This is a genomic window from Roseivirga sp. UBA838 (assembly GCF_002296035.1).
In the GTDB taxonomy this organism is placed as follows: domain Bacteria; phylum Bacteroidota; class Bacteroidia; order Cytophagales; family Cyclobacteriaceae; genus Roseivirga; species Roseivirga thermotolerans.
In genome coordinates this window covers 1-18735 of record NZ_DBHC01000021.1, presented here as the reverse complement: position 1 = coordinate 18735, position 18735 = coordinate 1, and the positions used below count along the sequence as shown (strand labels likewise).

17 protein-coding genes are annotated in these 18735 nt (G+C 43.7%); 11 read left to right on the top strand and 6 right to left on the bottom strand.

Features of this window, described 5'->3' with window-relative positions; genetic code table 11:
- Positions 1–1289: 1289 nt before the first annotated feature.
- Entirely contained in the window at positions 1290–2117 is an 828-nt protein-coding gene (locus B3O12_RS08265) for a M48 family metallopeptidase (RefSeq protein WP_286745515.1), read from the bottom strand.
- Positions 2118–2307: 190 nt separating this feature from the next.
- On the opposite strand from B3O12_RS08265, the gene B3O12_RS08260 reads away from it, so the two are divergent.
- From B3O12_RS08260 to B3O12_RS08235, 6 genes are all read left to right on the top strand, one after another.
- A complete protein-coding gene (locus B3O12_RS08260; RefSeq protein ID WP_286755950.1) occupies positions 2308–2916 on the top strand; it encodes a fumarylacetoacetate hydrolase family protein in 609 nt (202 codons plus the stop codon).
- Complete coding sequence (locus B3O12_RS08255) at positions 2903–4807, top strand: M23 family metallopeptidase (RefSeq protein ID WP_286755949.1); 1905 nt, start codon at positions 2903–2905, stop codon at positions 4805–4807. Before B3O12_RS08260 ends, B3O12_RS08255 begins: the two co-directional genes overlap by 14 nt.
- A gap of 1 nt (position 4808) precedes the next feature.
- The gene (gene bcp, locus B3O12_RS08250; RefSeq protein ID WP_189629836.1) at positions 4809–5258 is read left to right on the top strand and encodes a thioredoxin-dependent thiol peroxidase; all 450 of its coding nucleotides are present in this window, start codon (positions 4809–4811) and stop codon (positions 5256–5258) included.
- 27 nt (positions 5259–5285) lie between these two features.
- Positions 5286–6134 carry a transketolase gene (locus B3O12_RS08245; RefSeq protein WP_189629835.1) on the top strand — a complete coding sequence of 283 codons (849 nt, stop codon included), beginning with the start codon at positions 5286–5288 and terminating at the stop codon, positions 6132–6134.
- A 9-nt stretch (positions 6135–6143) separates the two neighbouring features.
- The gene (locus tag B3O12_RS08240) at positions 6144–7097 is read left to right on the top strand and encodes a transketolase family protein (protein WP_189629834.1); all 954 of its coding nucleotides are present in this window, start codon (positions 6144–6146) and stop codon (positions 7095–7097) included.
- Positions 7098–7236: 139 nt separating this feature from the next.
- Entirely contained in the window at positions 7237–7611 is a 375-nt protein-coding gene (locus B3O12_RS08235; RefSeq protein ID WP_189629833.1) for a response regulator, read from the top strand.
- Here B3O12_RS08235 and B3O12_RS08230 read toward each other — a convergent pair.
- Positions 7608–9173 (bottom strand): ArnT family glycosyltransferase, encoded by a 1566-nt coding sequence (locus B3O12_RS08230; RefSeq protein ID WP_286755947.1) that lies wholly within the window; start codon positions 9171–9173, stop codon positions 7608–7610. The genes B3O12_RS08235 and B3O12_RS08230 overlap by 4 nt on opposite strands.
- A gap of 57 nt (positions 9174–9230) precedes the next feature.
- On the opposite strand from B3O12_RS08230, the gene B3O12_RS08225 reads away from it, so the two are divergent.
- The gene (locus B3O12_RS08225; RefSeq protein WP_286755946.1) at positions 9231–10418 is read left to right on the top strand and encodes an aspartate aminotransferase family protein; all 1188 of its coding nucleotides are present in this window, start codon (positions 9231–9233) and stop codon (positions 10416–10418) included.
- Between the two features lie 89 nt (positions 10419–10507).
- Here the strand turns inward: B3O12_RS08225 and B3O12_RS08220 are convergent, their stop codons facing one another.
- From B3O12_RS08220 to B3O12_RS08210, 3 genes are all read right to left on the bottom strand, one after another.
- A complete protein-coding gene (locus B3O12_RS08220; protein ID WP_286745499.1) occupies positions 10508–11029 on the bottom strand; it encodes a hypothetical protein in 522 nt (173 codons plus the stop codon).
- A gap of 111 nt (positions 11030–11140) precedes the next feature.
- Positions 11141–11680 carry an ATP-dependent protease subunit HslV gene (hslV, locus tag B3O12_RS08215; protein WP_189629829.1) on the bottom strand — a complete coding sequence of 180 codons (540 nt, stop codon included), beginning with the start codon at positions 11678–11680 and terminating at the stop codon, positions 11141–11143.
- A gap of 144 nt (positions 11681–11824) precedes the next feature.
- On the bottom strand, positions 11825–13453 hold the full coding sequence (locus B3O12_RS08210) for a pyruvate dehydrogenase complex dihydrolipoamide acetyltransferase (protein WP_286755945.1): 1629 nt from the start codon (positions 13451–13453) through the stop codon (positions 11825–11827).
- Between the two features lie 190 nt (positions 13454–13643).
- On the opposite strand from B3O12_RS08210, the gene B3O12_RS08205 reads away from it, so the two are divergent.
- Positions 13644–14342: an SOS response-associated peptidase gene (locus B3O12_RS08205; RefSeq protein ID WP_189629827.1), complete on the top strand. Its 699-nt coding sequence runs from the start codon at positions 13644–13646 to the stop codon at positions 14340–14342.
- Here the strand turns inward: B3O12_RS08205 and B3O12_RS08200 are convergent.
- The gene (locus B3O12_RS08200) at positions 14339–15130 is read right to left on the bottom strand and encodes a DUF6503 family protein (RefSeq protein ID WP_189629826.1); all 792 of its coding nucleotides are present in this window, start codon (positions 15128–15130) and stop codon (positions 14339–14341) included. The two genes, B3O12_RS08205 and B3O12_RS08200, sit on opposite strands and share 4 nt — an antisense overlap.
- 253 nt (positions 15131–15383) lie before the next feature.
- Here B3O12_RS08200 and B3O12_RS08195 point away from each other — a divergent pair, with 253 nt between their 5' ends.
- Genes B3O12_RS08195 through B3O12_RS08185 form a run of 3 tightly spaced genes read left to right on the top strand, consistent with a single transcriptional unit; the run spans position 15384 to position 18534 of the window.
- Positions 15384–16379, top strand: coding sequence for a 3-oxoacyl-ACP synthase III family protein (locus B3O12_RS08195; protein WP_189629825.1), 996 nt, complete (start codon positions 15384–15386; stop codon positions 16377–16379).
- Positions 16373–16963: a hypothetical protein gene (locus B3O12_RS08190; RefSeq protein WP_286755943.1), complete on the top strand. Its 591-nt coding sequence runs from the start codon at positions 16373–16375 to the stop codon at positions 16961–16963. The genes B3O12_RS08195 and B3O12_RS08190 overlap by 7 nt, the downstream gene beginning before the upstream one ends.
- 41 nt (positions 16964–17004) lie before the next feature.
- Positions 17005–18534: a toxin-antitoxin system YwqK family antitoxin gene (locus tag B3O12_RS08185; RefSeq protein ID WP_286755942.1), complete on the top strand. Its 1530-nt coding sequence runs from the start codon at positions 17005–17007 to the stop codon at positions 18532–18534.
- Positions 18535–18735 lie beyond the last annotated feature (201 nt).

Here is an 18735-nt window from a genome sequence, read left to right as displayed (position 1 = left end):
AGTAGGTTTTTGGTTGATCAGTTATCAGGTAATCAGAAAACGGAAAACGGGCTCCCAGTTCATCATTCATAGCTACGCGTACCACAAAAGCAACCATACCAACGTCATGCTGAACCTGTTTCAGCATCTCACAAGACTTCGCACCAGAGTAAGTTATTCGTTGATCGGTTATCGGTTAATCGGAAAAACAGAAAACAGGTTATTAGTATATTTCTCATAGTAACGGCTACCGCAAAAGCAACCATACCCACGTCATGCTGAACCTGTTTCAGCATCTCCCACAGCCTTGCACCTCAGTAGGTTTTTGGTTGATCAGTTAATCGGAAAACCGTGGGCTAATCTTAGCCATCCTACCTTCCTCCCCGACCGTAGTGGAGAGGCCTAAGAGGTGAATTGGTTGATTCGTCTATAAGGATTAATTGATCAGTTATCAGGTAATCGGAAAACGGGCTCCCAGTTCATTATTCACAGTTACGTGCACCGCAAAAGCAACCATAACACGTCATGCTGAACCTGTTTCAGCATCTCACAAGACTTGCACCTCAGTAGGTTTTTGGTTGATCAGTTAATCGGGAAACCGTGGGCTAATCTTAGCCATCCTACTTTCCTCCTCGACCGTAGTGGAGAGGCCTGCCAAGGGAATTGGTTGATTCGTCTATAAGGATTAATTGATCAGTTATCAGGTAAACAGAAAACGGAAAACGGGCTCCCAGTTCATTATTCACAGTTATGTGTACCACAAAAGCAACCATACCCACGTCATGCTGAACCTGTTTCAGCATCTCCCACAGCCCTGCACCAGAGTAGGTTATTCGTTGATAGGTTATCGGTTAATCGGAAAAACAGAAAACAGGTTATTAGTATGTTTCTCATAGTAACGGCTACCACAAAAGCCAACCATACCCACGTCATGCTGAACTCGTTTCAACATCTCACAAGACCCTGCACCTGAGTAAGTTATTCGTTGATCGGTTATCAGTTAATCGGGAAACCGTGTGCTAATCTTAGCCATCCTACCTTCCTCCCCGACCGTAGTGGAGAGGCCTAAGAGGTGAATTGGTTGATTCGTCTATAAGGATTGGTTATGGAAGAAGGATGACAAAGGCTTGAAGGTGGCACCAGCTTTTTCCTATTAAACCCGAACTTAAATAGGGAGAATTGAGCGGACAATCGATGCGACAAAGCCAAAGGTCACGATCAGTAAAAGATATCTCAAAGCGCAATGAAGTGGATCAGTAACTAAAATCACTCAGTTAATATCCACTTCCTGGCTTTAAAATTCTACCCTGTTACTTCATTTCGCTGTTTCTGTAATACTCCATAGCCTCCGGCAATTTGGCATTGAGGCGCTCGATACGGGTTTCATGAGAAGGGTGAGTTGAAAGAAACTCCGGAGGCGCCTGCCCACCGCTATTGGCCGACATGCGTTCCCAAAACTTGGGAGCTTCAGAAGGATCGTAGCCGGCAATGGCCATAAAGATCAGCCCAAGCTCATCGGCCTCCGACTCATGCGTTCTGGAAAATGCGAGCATCCCCAGCTCTGAGCCCAGTCCAACTGCCTGAAAAACCAAACGCTGACCCAACGTTGGGTCTTGCCCCAAAGCCACAGCCCCAATCGAAAGGCCAATTTGCTTGGCATAGGCATTATTCATACGTTCTTGTCCATGTTTGGCCACGGCATGGGCCACCTCATGTCCCATCACAACAGCTACCCCCAGGTCGTCCTTGCAGATAGGCAAAATACCAGTATAAAAGGCCACCTTGCCTCCGGGCATGGCCCAAGCATTTACAGTAGTATCATTGTCAATCAGGTTAAACTCCCAGTTGAATCCTTCCAGCAAATCGGCTTTGCCATTATCGGCCAAATACTTTTCAACCGCCTGCTGAATACGTCCGCCAACCCGCTTGATCATTTGCGTTTGTTGCACATTGTCCGATAGTTTTACAGAATCCATTACCTGTTTGTAGGCATCGGCACTCATGGCTATAACCTGTTGGTTGCCAATAAGCCCCGTCATTTGTTTTCTTCCTGTAATAGGCACTGTCGTGCAGGCCCAAATGCCCACCATCAGTGTAAAAATCAATACTGCAAATCGCGTTTTCAAGGTTGCTTTCATGCTTGTTTGTATCTTTAGCTATTCAAAGTTGAACAATCTCTTTAGGTTGTCAAACGACTAGGGTATTTTAAATTTGTTCTGGCCAATGTGCTTTTTTAAGCATCTGTAGATGCTCACAAATTTAAGCGTTTACCAGACCGAGTGATTAAATACATTTGAGTCAAATTTGTTCCGAAACTGAAACTACTTTATGAAAATTATTGCCATTGGCAGAAACTACGCTGCCCATATTGCAGAACTGAATAACGAAAAACCCAGCCAGCCTGTTGTATTTATGAAACCCGACACGGCTTTGCTGAGAAACAACGCTCCCTTCTACTACCCCGACTTTAGCAAAGACATTCATTTTGAGGTGGAAATACTCCTCAAAATCAATAGAGAAGGTAAATATATCGACCCTAAATTTGCCCATAAGTACTACGAAGAAATAGGCATTGGCATAGACTTTACGGCAAGAGATTTGCAGCAGCAATGCAAAGAAAAAGGATTGCCCTGGGAAATTGCCAAAGCCTTTAATGGTTCGGCCCCCATATCTGACTTTGTTTCAAAAACCGATTTCGACCTGGCCAACCTTAACTTTTCACTGCACCAAAACGGTGACATGAAACAACAGGGCAATACCAGCCTGATGTTATTTCCGTTCGATGAAATAGTGGCCTACGTTTCGCGCTACTTTACATTAAAGAAAGGAGATATCATCTTTACCGGTACCCCCGCAGGGGTTGGCCCCATAGCCATTGGCGATAAGCTAGAAGCGTATATAGAAGGAACAAAAATGTTGGAAGTTGAAATTAAGTAAGCTCATTGTAGGTGCCCTGCTGGTCGCACTTAGCTCCCATGCTTTTGCACAATACGATGCAATAGATAAAGACTATTATGTATTCCCCATTCAGCCGGAAAAGGATAATTTCTTAAGCGGCAACATGGGCGAACTACGCTCCAGTCATTTCCATGCCGGGCTCGACATTAAGACCAACGGAGTAGAAGGCCTTTCCGTATTGGCCTCAGCCGATGGCTATGTGAGCCGCATTCGTGTAGGCACAGGAGGCTACGGCAACTGTATTTATATTCAACACCCTAACGGAACCTCTACCGTTTACGCCCACCTTAGAAATTTCAGTGAAGCCATTGCCGAATACACTCTGAAAGAGCAGTACCGAAGAAAGTCGTTCGAGGTTAACCTCTTTCCTAAAAAAGGAGAATTCACGGTTAAAAAAGGCGAAGTGATTGGATTCTCCGGTAATTCAGGGTCTTCCACCGGGCCTCATCTCCATTTCGAAATCCGGGGAGTAAACCACGAAGTACTCGATCCTTTGCGCATTGGCTTCAATCAAATTAAAGACAACATTCCTCCTAAAATTGAAACCCTGGCCTTAAAGACCAACAACATACAGTCCAGGGTCAATCAACAATTTGGCCGCTTTGAATTCGACCTACAGTCTAAAAACAGCCGCGGACTTCATACCGACACCATCTATGCCCTGGGACAGATAGGCATGGAAATTTTTACCTACGATCAACTGAACGGTGCTTCCAACCGCAATGGAGTACCGCTTATCGATGTATATGTAAATGACGAACTCTATTTTCAGCAAAACATTGATAGCATTAACTTTTCGCTCCAGAAAAATATACTCATTCACACCAACTATCAGGCTGCCAAAGAAACCCGTAAGAGATTCAACAAGCTATATGTAGACGATGGCAACCCGTTGAAATTCTACCCGAAAAAGAAAAACAACGGCTATCTGTTGGTTGAAGCCAATGCCATAAAGAATGTGCGTATTGAAGCCCGCGATGCCTACGGCAACAAAAGTACGGTGCAGTTTGTCATTAAGGGGTTACGAACAATAGAGTGTCTGTCGGACCCCATAAAAGTAAAGTACAACTCGTATACGCTAGACAATACTCTGATGCTTTTTCAGTCCAGAGATAGCATCAACAATAAAATCACGGTTTATAACCAACAAGGATCCAAGGTCTATGAACCCGCCTACTACAACGACCAACAGAACGTGTACCTCATAGACCTGAGAAAAGTGCTTCCACTGGAAGTCGTTTACAGAGATGGTAGCCATCAGGAAATAGCCTATTCAGACCGTGTGCCTGCCGCTAGCGAACACTCGTTTCTGGCCGACACCTACTCCCTGAAATTTTCTAAATCAACTCTGTTCGATACACTGTATTTCAGAGCCAAACATTATGTAGACGAAAAAACGGGAAAAGATGTATTTGAATTCTCAGAAGATATATATCCGCTTAAGGGGGGAATAGAGGTAGAAATGGAGCTATTGGGCAGCTACGATTCGCTCAGCCAATACCGACTCTATATGGTAGATGGTTCCGGAAATGCCGGCTTTGTTGGAGGCACCATTAAGGACGGAAAAGCCCGCTTTACCATGCATGGTTTCGGTAAGTACACCCTACTGAAAGACCTTGAACCTCCAACCATCAGGAAAAGGTCTGTTCAAAACAATATAATTAGCCTGACTATTGACGATAAACTTTCAGGGATTAATAACTTTGAAGCGAAATTGAATGGCGAGTGGTTGCTGATGCATTATGAACCCAAAAAGAAACTCATTTGGTCAGAAATGCTTCATAAAAACAAACCACTCAAAGGAGAGTTTGAATTGAAAGTGGCAGATAATGCCGGAAACGAATCAATTCTAAAACTAAACATTGAATAGCATGAGCTTAACAGTAGGCGACAAAGCCCCTGCCTTTGAAGGCATCGACCAAGATGGAAACACCATAAAACTTTCAGATTTTGCCGGAAAAAAACTGGCTCTTTACTTCTACCCCAAAGACAATACACCCGGCTGTACCGCCCAGGCCTGCAACCTGCGCGATAACTACGAAGCACTGCTTAAGGCAGGCTACGCAGTGGTAGGTATTAGTTCCGATTCTCCCAAAAAACACCAAAACTTCATCAATAAATTTGAGCTGCCCTTTCCGCTCATTGCCGATGAAGACAAGAGCATTCACGAACAGTTTGGCACCTGGGTAGAAAAACAAATGTATGGCAGAAAGTACATGGGCACGGCCAGAACAACCTTTATCATTAACGAAAAAGGCATTATTGAAGAGGTCATTGAAAAGGTAAAAACCAAAGACCACGCAGCGCAAATTTTAAAATAATTCCACAACCATAAACAACTTTGAAAGGTGAGTAAAAAGAACATCGAAGAACTTGAGCAAATAGCCTCTCAAGTGCGAAGAGACATTGTACGCATGGTGCATGGGGCCAGCTCAGGCCACCCCGGTGGCTCGTTGGGCTGCACCGATTTTTTAGTAGCCCTGTATTTTAACCTGATGGAGAGGAAAGATCATTTCGATCCGGATGGAAAGAATGAAGATATCTTTTTCTTATCTAATGGCCACATCTCACCGGTTTGGTATAGCGTATTGGCCAGAGCCGGCTACTTCGATGTGGCCGAACTTGCCACTTTCCGCAAAATAAACTCCCGTCTTCAGGGTCATCCTGCTACCGAAGAAGGCCTTCCCGGCATTCGCGTAGCCTCAGGTTCTTTGGGCCAGGGACTTTCTGTGGCTTGTGGAGCTGCACAGGCCAAAAAACTAAACAAAGACAATCACCTGGTATACATACTCATGGGCGATGGCGAAATAGAAGAAGGCCAGGTATGGGAAGCGGCCATGTATGCGGCTCACCATAAAGTAGACAACCTTATTGCGACCATCGATGTGAACGGCCAGCAAATTGACGGGCCAACAGAAGAAGTTATGTCTCTAGGTGACTTAAGAGCCAAATGGGAAGCTTTTGGCTGGACAGTAATGGAGAGCGAAGGCAACGATATGGCTTCCATTGTAAAAAGCATGGAAGAAGCCAAAACCCTGAGTGGTAAAGGAAAGCCTGTAATGAACCTAATGCATACCGAAATGGGCTACGGAGTAGACTTTATGGTAGGCACTCATAAATGGCATGGAATTGCCCCTAACGATGAGCAACTGGCCTCTGCCCTATCTCAATTGAACGAAACCCTAGGCGACTACTAATTCAGCAACATGACAAAATTCACTTACACTCAAAAGCAAGATACACGTTCAGGTTTTGGCGCAGGCCTTGCTGAACTCGGTAGAATCAACCCTGATGTTGTGGCCCTTTGTGCCGACTTGGTGGGCTCTTTGAAAATGCAGGATTTTATTGATGAGAATCCTGACCGATTCTTTCAGGTAGGAATTGCAGAAGCCAACATGATGGGTATTGCTGCTGGCCTGACCATAGGTGGAAAAATTCCGTTTACAGGAACCTTTGCCAACTTTTCTACCGGAAGAGTCTACGATCAGATAAGACAGTCTATTGCCTATTCCGGCAAGAATGTAAAAATCTGTGCCTCACACGCAGGTCTTACTCTTGGCGAAGATGGGGCTACCCACCAAATACTGGAAGATATTGGCATGATGAAAATGTTACCTCACATGACGGTGATCAACCCATGCGATTATAATCAAACTAAGGCCGCTACCATAGCCATTGCTGAGCATCAGGGCCCCGTTTACCTACGCTTTGGGCGCCCCAAAGTGCCTATTTTCACCCCTGAGGATCAGAAATTTGAAATTGGCAAAGCACTCCACCTCATAGAAGGGTCGGACGTAACCATCTTTGCAACAGGACACCTGGTGTGGGAGGCCATAGTGGCCGAAGAGGAACTGGCCAAAGAGGGCATAAGTGTAGAAGTAATTAACATACACACCATAAAACCGCTGGATGTAGAAGCCGTTTTGGCTTCGGTAAGCAAAACCGGTTGTGTGGTTACGGCCGAAGAACACCAAATGAACGGTGGACTTGGCGACAGCATAGCACAGACGCTGGCTCTACATCATCCCGCTCCGCTCGAAATGGTAGCCGTAAACGATTCATTTGGCGAAAGCGGTACTCCCGATGAGCTTATGAAAAAATATGGCATTGATGCTGAAAATATAGCCAAGGCGGTTAGAAAAGTACTCAAACGAAAATAATAGACGCTAAAGTCACCAAAAAGCTCAGGTTTCTCATCTGGGCTTTTTTTATGCTCATCCCAGAAATCCTTCCAATGGTCGAAGAATCTCACGTACCATCATTATTAGGCCAATATTTGAATCATAAAACAGGAAGGTTATGAACAGACTCAAGATATTATTGGTAGAAGACGACAGGGTATCATTAATGGTATATAAGAAAATGCTTGAATCATGGAACTATGAGGTATTCCATGCCAGCGATGGCTTTCTGGCCTTGCAAATGTTACAAGAGCAGCGTTTCGATCTAATGATTAGCGATAATCAACTTCCGTTTATGAATGGAACGGAGTTAGTTGAAAAAGCCAACGAAATCAATGCTGCCATGCCGGCCCTTATACTTACCGGCAACAATCCTGACGATGTAAAAACGTCTGACATAGTGGCTGTACTGCAAAAGCCTGTTTTACCCAATTACTTCAGGCACCACATTCAGGCAGCAATTACTAACAGCAGATTCAGAAAAATTGCTTAAGGTGTATAGCGAATTAAATGTATGGGCTCTCCGTGATAACTCAGCTCCCCCACCTGTTGGTATGTGGTGGGTAAATCTTCTGTATAGCAGAAAAAATACCCCTGCGAAAACTCTCCTTTCTGTTTCAATACTTCTCCACGCTCTCTTTCCAGGTAAAAAACTACAGTTAGCGACATGCGCACATCACCAAGCCTGTAAAGTGGCTTTCCTTCCGTAAGTAAGGCAAATTCGGTTGCCAAAGCCTTGTCCTTGGCTGCTCCCGTTGTCTTTTCCCTTGTTTGCGGAACAATGAAAGAAAAACCTATACGCAAAACACACAATACGGCCAAAACAGCCAAATAGGGTCTCACCCTTCCTTTTAAAGTAATCCCTAAAAGCACGGTGAGAAGGAACACCCCCATACCGGTTATTACCCATCGATTGTCAACCGCTTCTAAGGAAGGTAAAAACGGAATGGCTGCAAAAGCGATAATCATAAGCCCCGCACAAACAATGGAAACTGCTCTAAGGTACTTATCTTTCCAGCGAACGCCAGACAACTCTCCGGCATAAATCAACACCAGACAAGCGAAAGGGAACAAGGGGTAAATGTATCTCGATCGCCCTTCAGTAGACAACCAATACACCGCAAAATTACTTAGGAATACAAGCACGCCATACCAAACCAATCGGTTGGCTTTAAGCAACTGGATAATCTGCTTTCTGAAAATAACGGGCAAGAAAAAAGTAGCCGGAAGCAGGTTTTTGAGTGTATCGAGGGGAAAAGCTATTAAATGATTAATCCATTTAGAAAAGCCTCCTCCTGTGGCCTTCTCGGCTGATTCGCTGAACAAAGTAGTCCACCATCCGCTTACTTCCTCGTACTGGCTATACTGATAAAAGTACCCTCCTACCAAGACTGAGAACAGCAAGATACCCAACCAATGCCTCCAAAAGAAAAGCTCTCTAAAACGCTTTTTCCAACTGAAATATACCAACAAACTAATACCAGTAAATGGAAGGGCACTTAAGCCCTTGGTAAGGAAGGCCAGGGCTGTTAGCCCATATACCAAAAGAAAAAGCTTAAGGTAGCTACCCTTTTCCCCGTAGTGGAATATCCCAAAAAGTATTGGGGTGGTAAGCAGCGCATAGAACAAGTCTATTTCGCCTAAAGCCGAAAAATACACCAGTATATCTACCGCCAACAAATAGCTAAAGGCCACAAGCACAGCCAATGCATTGCCCAAATATCTCTTAGAAAACAGATAGGTGATAAGCCCTAAAAGCAGGTGACTTGAAACCGAAAAAAAACGAGTGGCCCACTCATTGACACCAAATACCTTGTACGACAAAATGAGAAGCCAATTGTACAATGGTGGTTTCCTGAAGTACAAATCACCCGTTTGTGTCGGAACCCAGTAATTATCCTGCATCATCATTTCCAGAGCAATTAATCCCCTACGGGGCTCCTCCAGAAACAATGGATAGATACCCAACTGATAATAAAAGGCGAATACAACCAGACACAGAAAGAACCACAAAAATCCTTTCTCAAAAGGGCTAAAAGGAGTGGTATTCAACATAGGTCAAAACTAATGAATAGGTACCAATGGGAATGCAGAACTTCATTAATTTCGCACATGAACTCGCAGGAAATCTTTTTGCACCATTTGGCTCAAACTTCTCCTCACCCATTGGCTATAGAAGTGAGCCATGCCGAAGGCACATATATTTTTGATAAGAATGGTAAGCAATACTACGACCTCATTTCCGGTATAGCGGTAACAAACATAGGCCATCGACATCCCAAAGTAGTAGCCGCCATTAAAGAGCAATTAGACAAGTATATGCATGTAATGGCCTACGGAGAGTTTATTCAAACACCTCAAAACCAATTGGCTCTTGAGCTAGCCGGGCTACTCCCCAAAAGTCTAAACTGTAGCTATTTTGTAAACAGCGGAGCCGAAGCCATTGAAGGAGCTTTAAAACTAGCCAAACGGGTTACTGGCAGAACAGAAATAATTTCCTGCCACAAGTCGTACCATGGCAGCACTCACGGAGCTCTTAGTGTATCGGGCAACGAAACCAAGAAGTATCGTTTTAGACCTTTATTGCCCGATGTTCGCTTCATTCATTTCAATCGACTAGCTGATGTAGAACTTATTTCTGAAAAAACTGCCGCTGTTTTGGTAGAACCAATTCAGGGAGATGCCGGGGTACGCATAGCCACCAGGGAGTTTCTGGAGGCATTGCGCAATAAGTGCAACCAAACAGGGACTCAGCTTATTTTCGATGAAATACAAACAGGCATTGGTCGTACCGGTAAAATGTTTGCCTTTGAACACTATGAAGTAGTACCGGATATCCTCACCCTTGCCAAAGCCCTTGGCGGAGGAATGCCCATTGGAGCGTTTATTTCTTCGCATAAAAAAATGAATCTCTTTACCCATGCCCCCATGCTGGGCCATATTACTACTTTTGGCGGGCATCCCGTAAACTGCGCTGCCGCTTTGGCCAACCTCAGGGCTATTGAAAAAGAGAATATGCTCGCTTCGGTTGAAGAAAAAGGCTACCATTTGGAAAAGGCTATTAGACATTCGGCCATAAAGGAGATTCGCAGAAAGGGGCTAATGTTCGCCATTGAATTTGAGCATGCTGAATTGGTTCAAAAAATTGTTCAAGCCTGTTTAAAGAGAGGTATTATTACTTTCTGGTTTCTCTCTTGCCCTGAAAGCTTCCGCCTGGCTCCTCCCATCAATATAAGTATGGAAGATATAGAAACTGCCGGAAGGTTGATTAGGGAATCAATTGAGGAAGCTTGCCAATAAAGGACTGATATCCTTAAAAACGGCTTAAAAACAAAAAACCGCTATGATATCACAGCGGCCTTTTATGTATATGATCAGACTGTTACAATTTAATCGGGCAGTATAGCGGAACCGTAGTCGCTTTGCCTCATTATCTTAACTTTCTCTCCTCCCATCACCACATAGTCTACTCTGAACTTGGAGATATCTTGAATGCTTCCGTAGCATATTAACAACTGCGCTTCACAACCAATGGTTATACATTTTTCCACTTCTTTGTCGCGTATCGCAATATTTATTGGTTCTGAATCGGCCCTTGCCAGGACAATCCCAGAATTTCCGGCATCAATTTTCTTAAAAGGATAAATATGGTACTCCGGCCCTAACCGATCTACCTGAAATTTTCTCAGGTCTAACTGATCTAGTGCATCGGCAGCCAGAAGGGTCACATAGCCATCTTTTACACCAAGTGCAGCATTCTCTACTACCTCACCATTTCCCAGGTGCACATTGGCTCCCAACAGAAGTCTTCCTTCTGTAGCTTCCTGATAGTTAACCACCGGAGACTCTGCACAAGCCCCAAGCACTACAGTTAAGAATGAGAGAATTAATAATCTACCTATGGTTTTCATTTTCTTTGTTTTAGAAAGCATGCGCTTTCAATGTCTGAATATCTCAGAATAGTTAGAAAATGATAGGTGTTGTTGGTGTTAGAAAAAGTTGCACTATTTCTAAACACAAATTTAGGAAATTCTCTCAATAATCAAATTACTATTGGTGTAAATACAGATGTCAGCAGCAATTTTTAAGCTTTCTTCAACAATTTTATAGCTGTCAAGTTCAGGAGCATGCTTTACCAGAGCCTGAGCTGCCGCCTGGGCATACATGCTCCCTGATCCTATGGCTGCAATGCCATTGTCAGGTTCTAATACATCACCGGTTCCGGAGAGAATTAATATGTCTTCTTTATCGGCCACAATGAGCATAGACTCCAACCGTCTCAGGTAACGATCCATACGCCAGTCTTTGGCCAACTCTATGGCTGCGCGTTTCATGTTACCCCCATAGGCATTTAGTTTCTCATCGAAACGCTCCAGCAAAGTAAAGGCGTCAGCAGTAGATCCTGCAAAGCCGGTCACTATCTTACCTTCCTGAAGTTTCCTGATTTTTTTTACATTGCTCTTAGCCACAGTGTTTCCCATAGTAGCCTGACCATCGGCACCTATGGCAATACCTCCATTGTGCTTTACGGCCAAAACGGTTGTCGATTTTATCTTTGTCATTTTCAATTTGCTTTAATGAAAAATGCTGCTTCAAAAGCCATTACCCAAAACCGTAGCCCTTCGGCATTCTGGTTTTAATGAGCAATCGGATCAGACTTTTACACATAAAAGTCTGAGGCTCTTAAAGCAGCATTTGTTAGTTCTTTATACCAATAGCCTCACCGGATCTTCCAGCAGACTCTTGAAGGTTTGCAAGAAGGCGGAACCTACTGCCCCATCCACTACACGGTGATCGCACGATAAGGTTACCTTCATAATGTTTCCAATGGTCAACTGACCATCTTTAACTACGGCTGTTTCTTTAATGCCTCCAACGGCCATAATACAGGCATCAGGCGGATTAATGATGGCCGTAAATTCGTCTATACCAAACATTCCCAGGTTAGAAATGGTAAAGGTATTGCCCGACATTTCTTCGGGTTGAAGCTTTTTATTCTTGGCCTTTCCTCCCAACTCTTTCACCTCGGCAGAAATATGCGAAAGTGGTTTACTATCGGCAAATCGTACAACCGGCACAAGCAGTCCCTCATCGACCGCCACGGCTACACCAATGTGCACATGGTGATTTATACGGATTTTATCTTCTAGCCATGATGAGTTTACCTGTGGATGTTTTCTCAGGGCCACCGAGGCAGCCTTAATGACCATATCGTTAAACGATATTTTTACCGGTGAAACCTCATTCATACTCTTTCTGGCTTCTATGGCCTTATCCATGTTGATTTCCATGGTGAGGTAGAAGTGCGGTGCGGTAAATTTGCTTTGAGAAAGTCTCTTAGCAATGGTTTTACGCATTTGACTCACTCTCATCTCCTCAAAGCTTTCTTCGCCAACTACTTTGGGTAGCTGCACAGCCGGAGCTGCAGCGGCTTCCTGAGCCGGAGCCTGCGCTTGCTGACTTGGTACGTAGTTCTCAACATCACGCTTCACAATACGTCCGCCATCTCCACTACCTTTTACAAGGCTGATGTCAATCCCCCTTTCTTCTGCCATTTTCTTTGCTAAAGGAGAGGCTTTGATACGGCCATTGCTTCCTGATGTATTGTTTGAGGAAGAACCCGAAGATATAGGCTCGCTCTTGGCTTCTTCCTGTTTGCTCTCTTCTTTGGCAGCCGGAGTCGGCTCATCATCAGAAGTACCTCCTTGCTGGTCGGCCTTAATGAGTGCCTCATAATCGGCACCTTCTTCACCAACTACTGCCAAAATACCATCTACTTTTACCGAACTTCCTTCCTCAGCTCCCAGGTAAAGTACGGTACCATCGTGGTAGGACTCGTATTCCATAGTGGCCTTATCGGTTTCAATTTCGGCCATTAGTTCTCCAGCTTCCACTTTATCGCCTACCTTCTTGTGCCATGCCGCAATAACACCTTCTTCCATGGTGTCACTCATTTTGGGCATGCGTACAATTTCAGCATTGATGTTGCTGGTATCTATTTTTTCAGCAGCTTTTTGGGGTTCTGCCTTTTTCTCTTCTTTCTTTTCTTCGGTGGCTTCTTCCTGGGCTCCATTCAAAAGGGCTTTATAATCTTCTCCCTCTTCGCCAACAATTGCCAATATGCCATTTACGGCTACCGCTTCTCCTTCTTTTGCACCAAGGTACAGCACAGTGCCTTCATGAAATGATTCATAGTCCATGGTAGCCTTATCGGTCTCGATTTCGGCCATCAATTCTCCAGATTCTACTTTATCACCAACTTTTTTATGCCAAACCGCAATAACACCTTCTTCCATGGTGTCACTCATCTTTGGCATTTTTACAATTTCAGCCATATTGCTCCGTCAAAATTTAGGCTCCAAAAATAGGTTTAAAACAATCTATATTCAAATTAAAGATACCAGAATAAAGTCCGATCTGTCATACACTTTGTTGGGCTATTGCTTTCTTTGCAAACAAGTTTTTTACAATTTGATTCCAAAGGCTTTTTTAACGAACTTGGAATACCAATTTTTGATCGACTAAATGCTCCCTAACTTCTCTATTGCATCCGAAGCTCAGCTTATTCAAGAACATTTTAGTGTTGAAGTTCCCGACAATCACCAAGGCACCTTTAACGCGCAACCTACTCAGCTATTACCGGCCATAACCAGTGCCGACCCTGATGTACTAAGCTATTTTTATTGGGGCATCCACCCTTCCTTTACAAAGAGTAAAGGCGTGAGCCATAAGCTGCTCTATGCACCTGTAGAAACCCTCCTAAGCAAGGCTTCTCAACGTAAAAGTCTAAAGCAGCAACGTTGTATAATCCCTGCCGATAGTTTTTATGATTGGAAAGACCTGGGCAAAAAAGAACAGGTTCCATACCGCTTTTATCTGCAAAACAATTCGCTCTTTGGTATAGCGGGTATATGGGACACCTTTGAAACAGAAGATGGTGAACAGGTGAATACTTTTATGATCTTGACCACCGAGGCCTCTGGTGATGTAAGCGAAGTTACCTCTCGAATGCCGGCCATTCTTAATGAAGACCTAATGATGGAATGGCTCAATGACAGCAACACAGCCGAAAGCATTCTGGAGTTTGTTAAGCCGTTTAGTGACGAGCCCATAAAACACTATACAATTAACCCGCGTTTGGCAGATCCTAATTTTAATGGGAGCGCCTTGTGGGAGAAGGTGCCTCCTGCCAATCAGTTTGGCAACCTTACTTTATTTAGCTAGTCGGCCAGCGGTTGCGGAAAAAGTCTTACTTCAACGTTTTCCAACTCAATTTTAGACACCAGCTTTAATTTGTTGGTTACAAAAGCATAGTCTAATTCGTGGGCAGGAAAGTCTTCTTCTATGGTATAGTTCATATAATCTTGAAAGCGTATGCCTTCGACCTCACGCTGGTTGTAGGCCTCTCTAAAGCGAACCCCTCCTCCATTTATATTAAAGGAGTAGGCCAGGTAGTCTACCGTGAAGTTTTCCTTGTGTATCCAATAAATGTACACGTCTTCAAAATCTTGCCCTCCTCCATTTTCACCATAGGTAATTTCTACTTTGTAGTAGGGTTGCCCTTTAATTTCCACCGAACGCATTAGTTGCCGGTTCACCACCGGATCGTCCAGGTTAAAGGGAAGAAGTGCAAAATAAATTACAGAATTAGTAGCCGTACGGTATGTGCGCATATCTTCACGGTCGAGTTTTATTTCTTTCTCCCCTACCATGCGCTTAAATTTTTTATTAGACCATATGTCTGTTACCCAGCCATTGTCACTTTTAAAACTGCGTTCGTAAACATATTCTCCATTGCTGATTTTTGCTCTGAAGTGGCGATTGCGAAAGTCAAATTCCACTTCCATGTTGTCGTAATTATCGCCTCCATGACGCTTCACCGCTTTTTGAATGATCTCATCGGCAGTAAGCTCTTTTTCATGATCACCACAGCTTGTAAAGGTCACCAGTACCAAGGCCACAAAACAGCAAAGACCACCTTTCATCATTTCTCTCAAACTACTTTCCAACACTGTTACGAATATGTTTTGAGTATGTTGCTTTTTTTCCAGCAGGCAAACTAAAGCTTATTTTGGGTTGTGTGCCAGCCACTCACCAAAAATGTTAGCTCTTACATGTTTTAAGCCTTTCCTCACCACAATTTACGGAGCGGCTTGTGGCAAAATGCCGCCATTGTTCTATTTTGCGTAAATTGTGCGTTGCCCAAAAAGGCAACGATGCTGTGAAGAGCGGTTATGAATAATACTCAAACAAAAACTCCTGCCTGTGAAAAAATCTAGAATAGTCGGACTTGGCCATTATGTGCCTGAAAACATTGTGAGGAACAGCGATCTGGAAAAAATAATGGACACCAACCATGAGTGGATCGTTGAGCGTACGGGCATTGAGGAAAGACGTTGGTTTAATCCGGAAAAAGACACCGTATCTAACATGGCTACACGAGCCAGTAAATTGGCCCTGAAAAGAGCGGGACTACAACCTGACGATATTGACTTTATAGTTTTTGCTACTATTACACCTGACTATTTTTTCCCGGGTTCCGGGGTACTTTTGCAGCGCGAACTGGGCCTACAGGGTATTGGCGCATTAGATATAAGAAATGCCTGTTCTGGCTTTGTCTATGCGCTATCTATTGCCGACCAATTTGTGAAAACCGGTATGTACAAAACCGTTCTGGTTGTGGGTGCGGAGATTCAATCGTCTGCTCTGGATAAATCCACGGAAGGACGCTCGAGTTCAGTCATTTTTGCCGATGGTGCAGGCGCTGCTATTGTTCAGGCTACCGATGAGGACAGAGGCATACTTTCCACTCACCTACATGCCGATGGCGATTATGCTGAGGAGCTTTACGTAAAAGACCCCGGATCGAGCCGTAAAGTAAGGTTGTCTAAAGAACTGCTGGATGGCAAAACATTCAACCTAACCATGAATGGAAATGCGGTTTTCAAACATGCTGTGGTGCGTTTTAGCGAGGTAATACAAGAGGCCTTGCAGCATAATGGACTAACGCCTGAAGATATTGATCTGCTCGTACCTCATCAAGCCAATCTACGCATTAGCAACTTCGTACAAAAGCAATTTGGTCTCGCTGACGATAAGGTCTTTAATAACATAATGAAGCTTGGCAACACCACAGCAGCTTCTATTCCTATCGCCATGAGCGAAGCTTGGGAACAAGGCCGAATAAAAGATGGAGACCTTGTTTGTCTGGCTGCTTTTGGGAGTGGTTTCACATGGGCTTCAGCGCTCATCAGATGGTAGAGCTTAATCAGGAGTTGATCGATTTCCTTGAAAAGAAGGAATTCTTTGAATTGAAGTTAAAAACGGATAAACAGGTTAACGATTTACTATACTACACCCAGCAAAAGTTGGCCGAGTTATGGAAAAGCAGACCAATATGGAGTTTACCAGATGGTCTTTCGAGCATTCCTTCTAAAATAAGTAGAGGAAACAATCACTCCGGATACCCCTTTCAGGTTTTCGATTATCCTTCTTCATTCTCTCAAACAGACATTTTTACTTTCAGAGTGATTGTTTGGTATGGCCGGCACTTTTCCTGTAACCTTATTGCCAGTGGTATTTTTCTGCGATATGTAGAAGACCGGCTCCCTGCCCTTGCCAACAAAAACACCCGACTGTTATTGGATGACAACCCATGGTCTAACGCGCTATTGGAAACTCATAACTTACTGATTGACAAAGAGTCAATAACACAAGCGACCACTTTTATTAAAAAAAATCAATCAATACGGTTATTTAGATTGTTTAGTATGAACCAAATTAATTCCATCCATCGTTTGACACTTGAGTGTTTTAACGATTGGTTCTCGGCTGATTTGGCTTAATATTTGATTCGTTAGGGCGACTCTCAACCACCTTATAGTTTATGCGACAAGCAATATTACTCTTCTCCCTTGTTTTTTTGGCCGGAGCACAACTCCCCCTCAAGGCCCAAGAGGCTTTTACTTTAATTTTTCCTTCAGAAGATCTGGAGCTAACAGAGAAGGGTGAAAAAGAAAACGGACTAAGAAGCGGGCTTTGGATAGCTTACTCCAAAGACAGCAGCTACATTCATAGAGGCAACTACTTTGAGGGGAAAAAATCGGGCTATTGGAATATATTTATAGACGGGGTTGAACGGGCACGTTTAAGTTATAGAAACGACAGCCTTAATGGTCCATACTATTTATTTTACCCCAACCGGGTAGTTGCAGTAAAAGCCATTTTTGCTCACAATCAGCTAAACGGAGAGTGGGAATCTTTTAGAGAAAACTCCTCCCCTTTAGAAAAAGGAACATTTAAAAGTGGAGAAAAAGAAGGATTCTGGACGGCCTTCCATCCCAACGGTCAGGCCGAGTTTATTTCTAACTACAAAAACGGCCTGCTCAATGGAAACTACTCAGCCTTCGATGAATATGGTTTTAAAACCGTGGAGACTACTTATAAAAACGGTTTACTCCATGGCGAGTGGAAAAAATACGACTACGATGGCTATGTCATTGAAAAAGGCCTGTATCTAAACGGTCAGCGCGATGGTAAATGGGAGTATTATTACGGACCAAATATGGAGGCCGGTGTTGAATACTACGAAAAAGGCAAAAAAACAGGAACCTGGGTGGCCTACCACATGAACGGACGCACCGCTTCCGAAATTACCTACAAAAACGATCAACCAGTTGGCACTGCCCGAAGCTGGTTTCCCAATAAGCAACTTGAGTCGATAACTCACTATAAATATGGCCTGGCCGATAGCCTTTATCAGCAGTATTACGAAAACGGCTTACTCGCTGCGGAGGGAAAGTATGAGCTCGGACTGAAAACAGGTGCCTGGAAGTATTTCCATGACAACGGCATGATCTCCGAATTGGGCAGATATTCAAAAGATAAACGAGTTGGTAACTGGAAGTCGTTTGACCAAACAGGAACACTAGTTGCAGAGGGCTCTTTTCTCGATGACCTGGAAACCGGTCAATGGTTCTATTATTATAGCACCGGAAAACTAGAATCTATTGGTAGCTATAAAAAAGGCGGGAAAGATGGGCTTTGGGGCTATTTTCATAAGAACGGTGCATCAATGAAAGAAGAGCAATGGGTGGAAGGAAGACTAATGTCCATTACTGAATACACTGATGAGCGAGGCAGAAAACACAGTTCCGGAAGCTTAAAGAACGGCTTTGGCGAGGTTATAAATTATTATGCTGATGGCACCGTGTTTTCTAAAGGAAACTATGAGCGAGGGTTGCCTAATGGCCAATGGTCTTTCTTTGATGAAAAAGGTAGAAAAATCACCTCTGGCAAACTAGTAGATGGTGTAAAAGAAGGTAGCTGGGAGGTTTTCTCGCGATCAGGTACCGTAGTAGACATTGAGTATTATAGCAATGGTGAGCTGGTGAGCACCAAAAGAGGTTTTAATTAAAACATAAGGTTACTTGCTTTGGTCGTACAGCGAATGTATCGACATTTTACCACCTTGTGTCATCTCAAATGGCTCTTATAAGGCACTACCAAGACACACAGCTTGTAGTTCACGTGGTCTATTTACATTTGTCTTATCTAAATAAACCTGAATTCGATGTAGGTAAGTAGTAAAGTATCCCCTCTTAGGACGTCATTGCGG

Coding starts and splice junctions, on each gene's coding strand:
- B3O12_RS08225 (WP_286755946.1), top strand. CDS start 9,231: ATGAACTCGCAGGAAATCTTTTTGCACCATTTGGCTCAAACTTCTCCT.
- B3O12_RS08230 (WP_286755947.1), bottom strand. CDS start 9,173: ATGTTGAATACCACTCCTTTTAGCCCTTTTGAGAAAGGATTTTTGTGG.
- B3O12_RS08210 (WP_286755945.1), bottom strand. CDS start 13,453: ATGGCTGAAATTGTAAAAATGCCAAAGATGAGTGACACCATGGAAGAA.
- B3O12_RS08190 (WP_286755943.1), top strand. CDS start 16,373: ATGGTAGAGCTTAATCAGGAGTTGATCGATTTCCTTGAAAAGAAGGAA.
- B3O12_RS08260 (WP_286755950.1), top strand. CDS start 2,308: ATGAAAATTATTGCCATTGGCAGAAACTACGCTGCCCATATTGCAGAA.
- B3O12_RS08235 (WP_189629833.1), top strand. CDS start 7,237: ATGAACAGACTCAAGATATTATTGGTAGAAGACGACAGGGTATCATTA.
- hslV (WP_189629829.1), bottom strand. CDS start 11,680: ATGACAAAGATAAAATCGACAACCGTTTTGGCCGTAAAGCACAATGGA.
- B3O12_RS08220 (WP_286745499.1), bottom strand. CDS start 11,029: ATGAAAACCATAGGTAGATTATTAATTCTCTCATTCTTAACTGTAGTG.
- B3O12_RS08265 (WP_286745515.1), bottom strand. CDS start 2,117: ATGAAAGCAACCTTGAAAACGCGATTTGCAGTATTGATTTTTACACTG.
- B3O12_RS08185 (WP_286755942.1), top strand. CDS start 17,005: ATGCGACAAGCAATATTACTCTTCTCCCTTGTTTTTTTGGCCGGAGCA.
- B3O12_RS08205 (WP_189629827.1), top strand. CDS start 13,644: ATGCTCCCTAACTTCTCTATTGCATCCGAAGCTCAGCTTATTCAAGAA.
- B3O12_RS08240 (WP_189629834.1), top strand. CDS start 6,144: ATGACAAAATTCACTTACACTCAAAAGCAAGATACACGTTCAGGTTTT.
- bcp (WP_189629836.1), top strand. CDS start 4,809: ATGAGCTTAACAGTAGGCGACAAAGCCCCTGCCTTTGAAGGCATCGAC.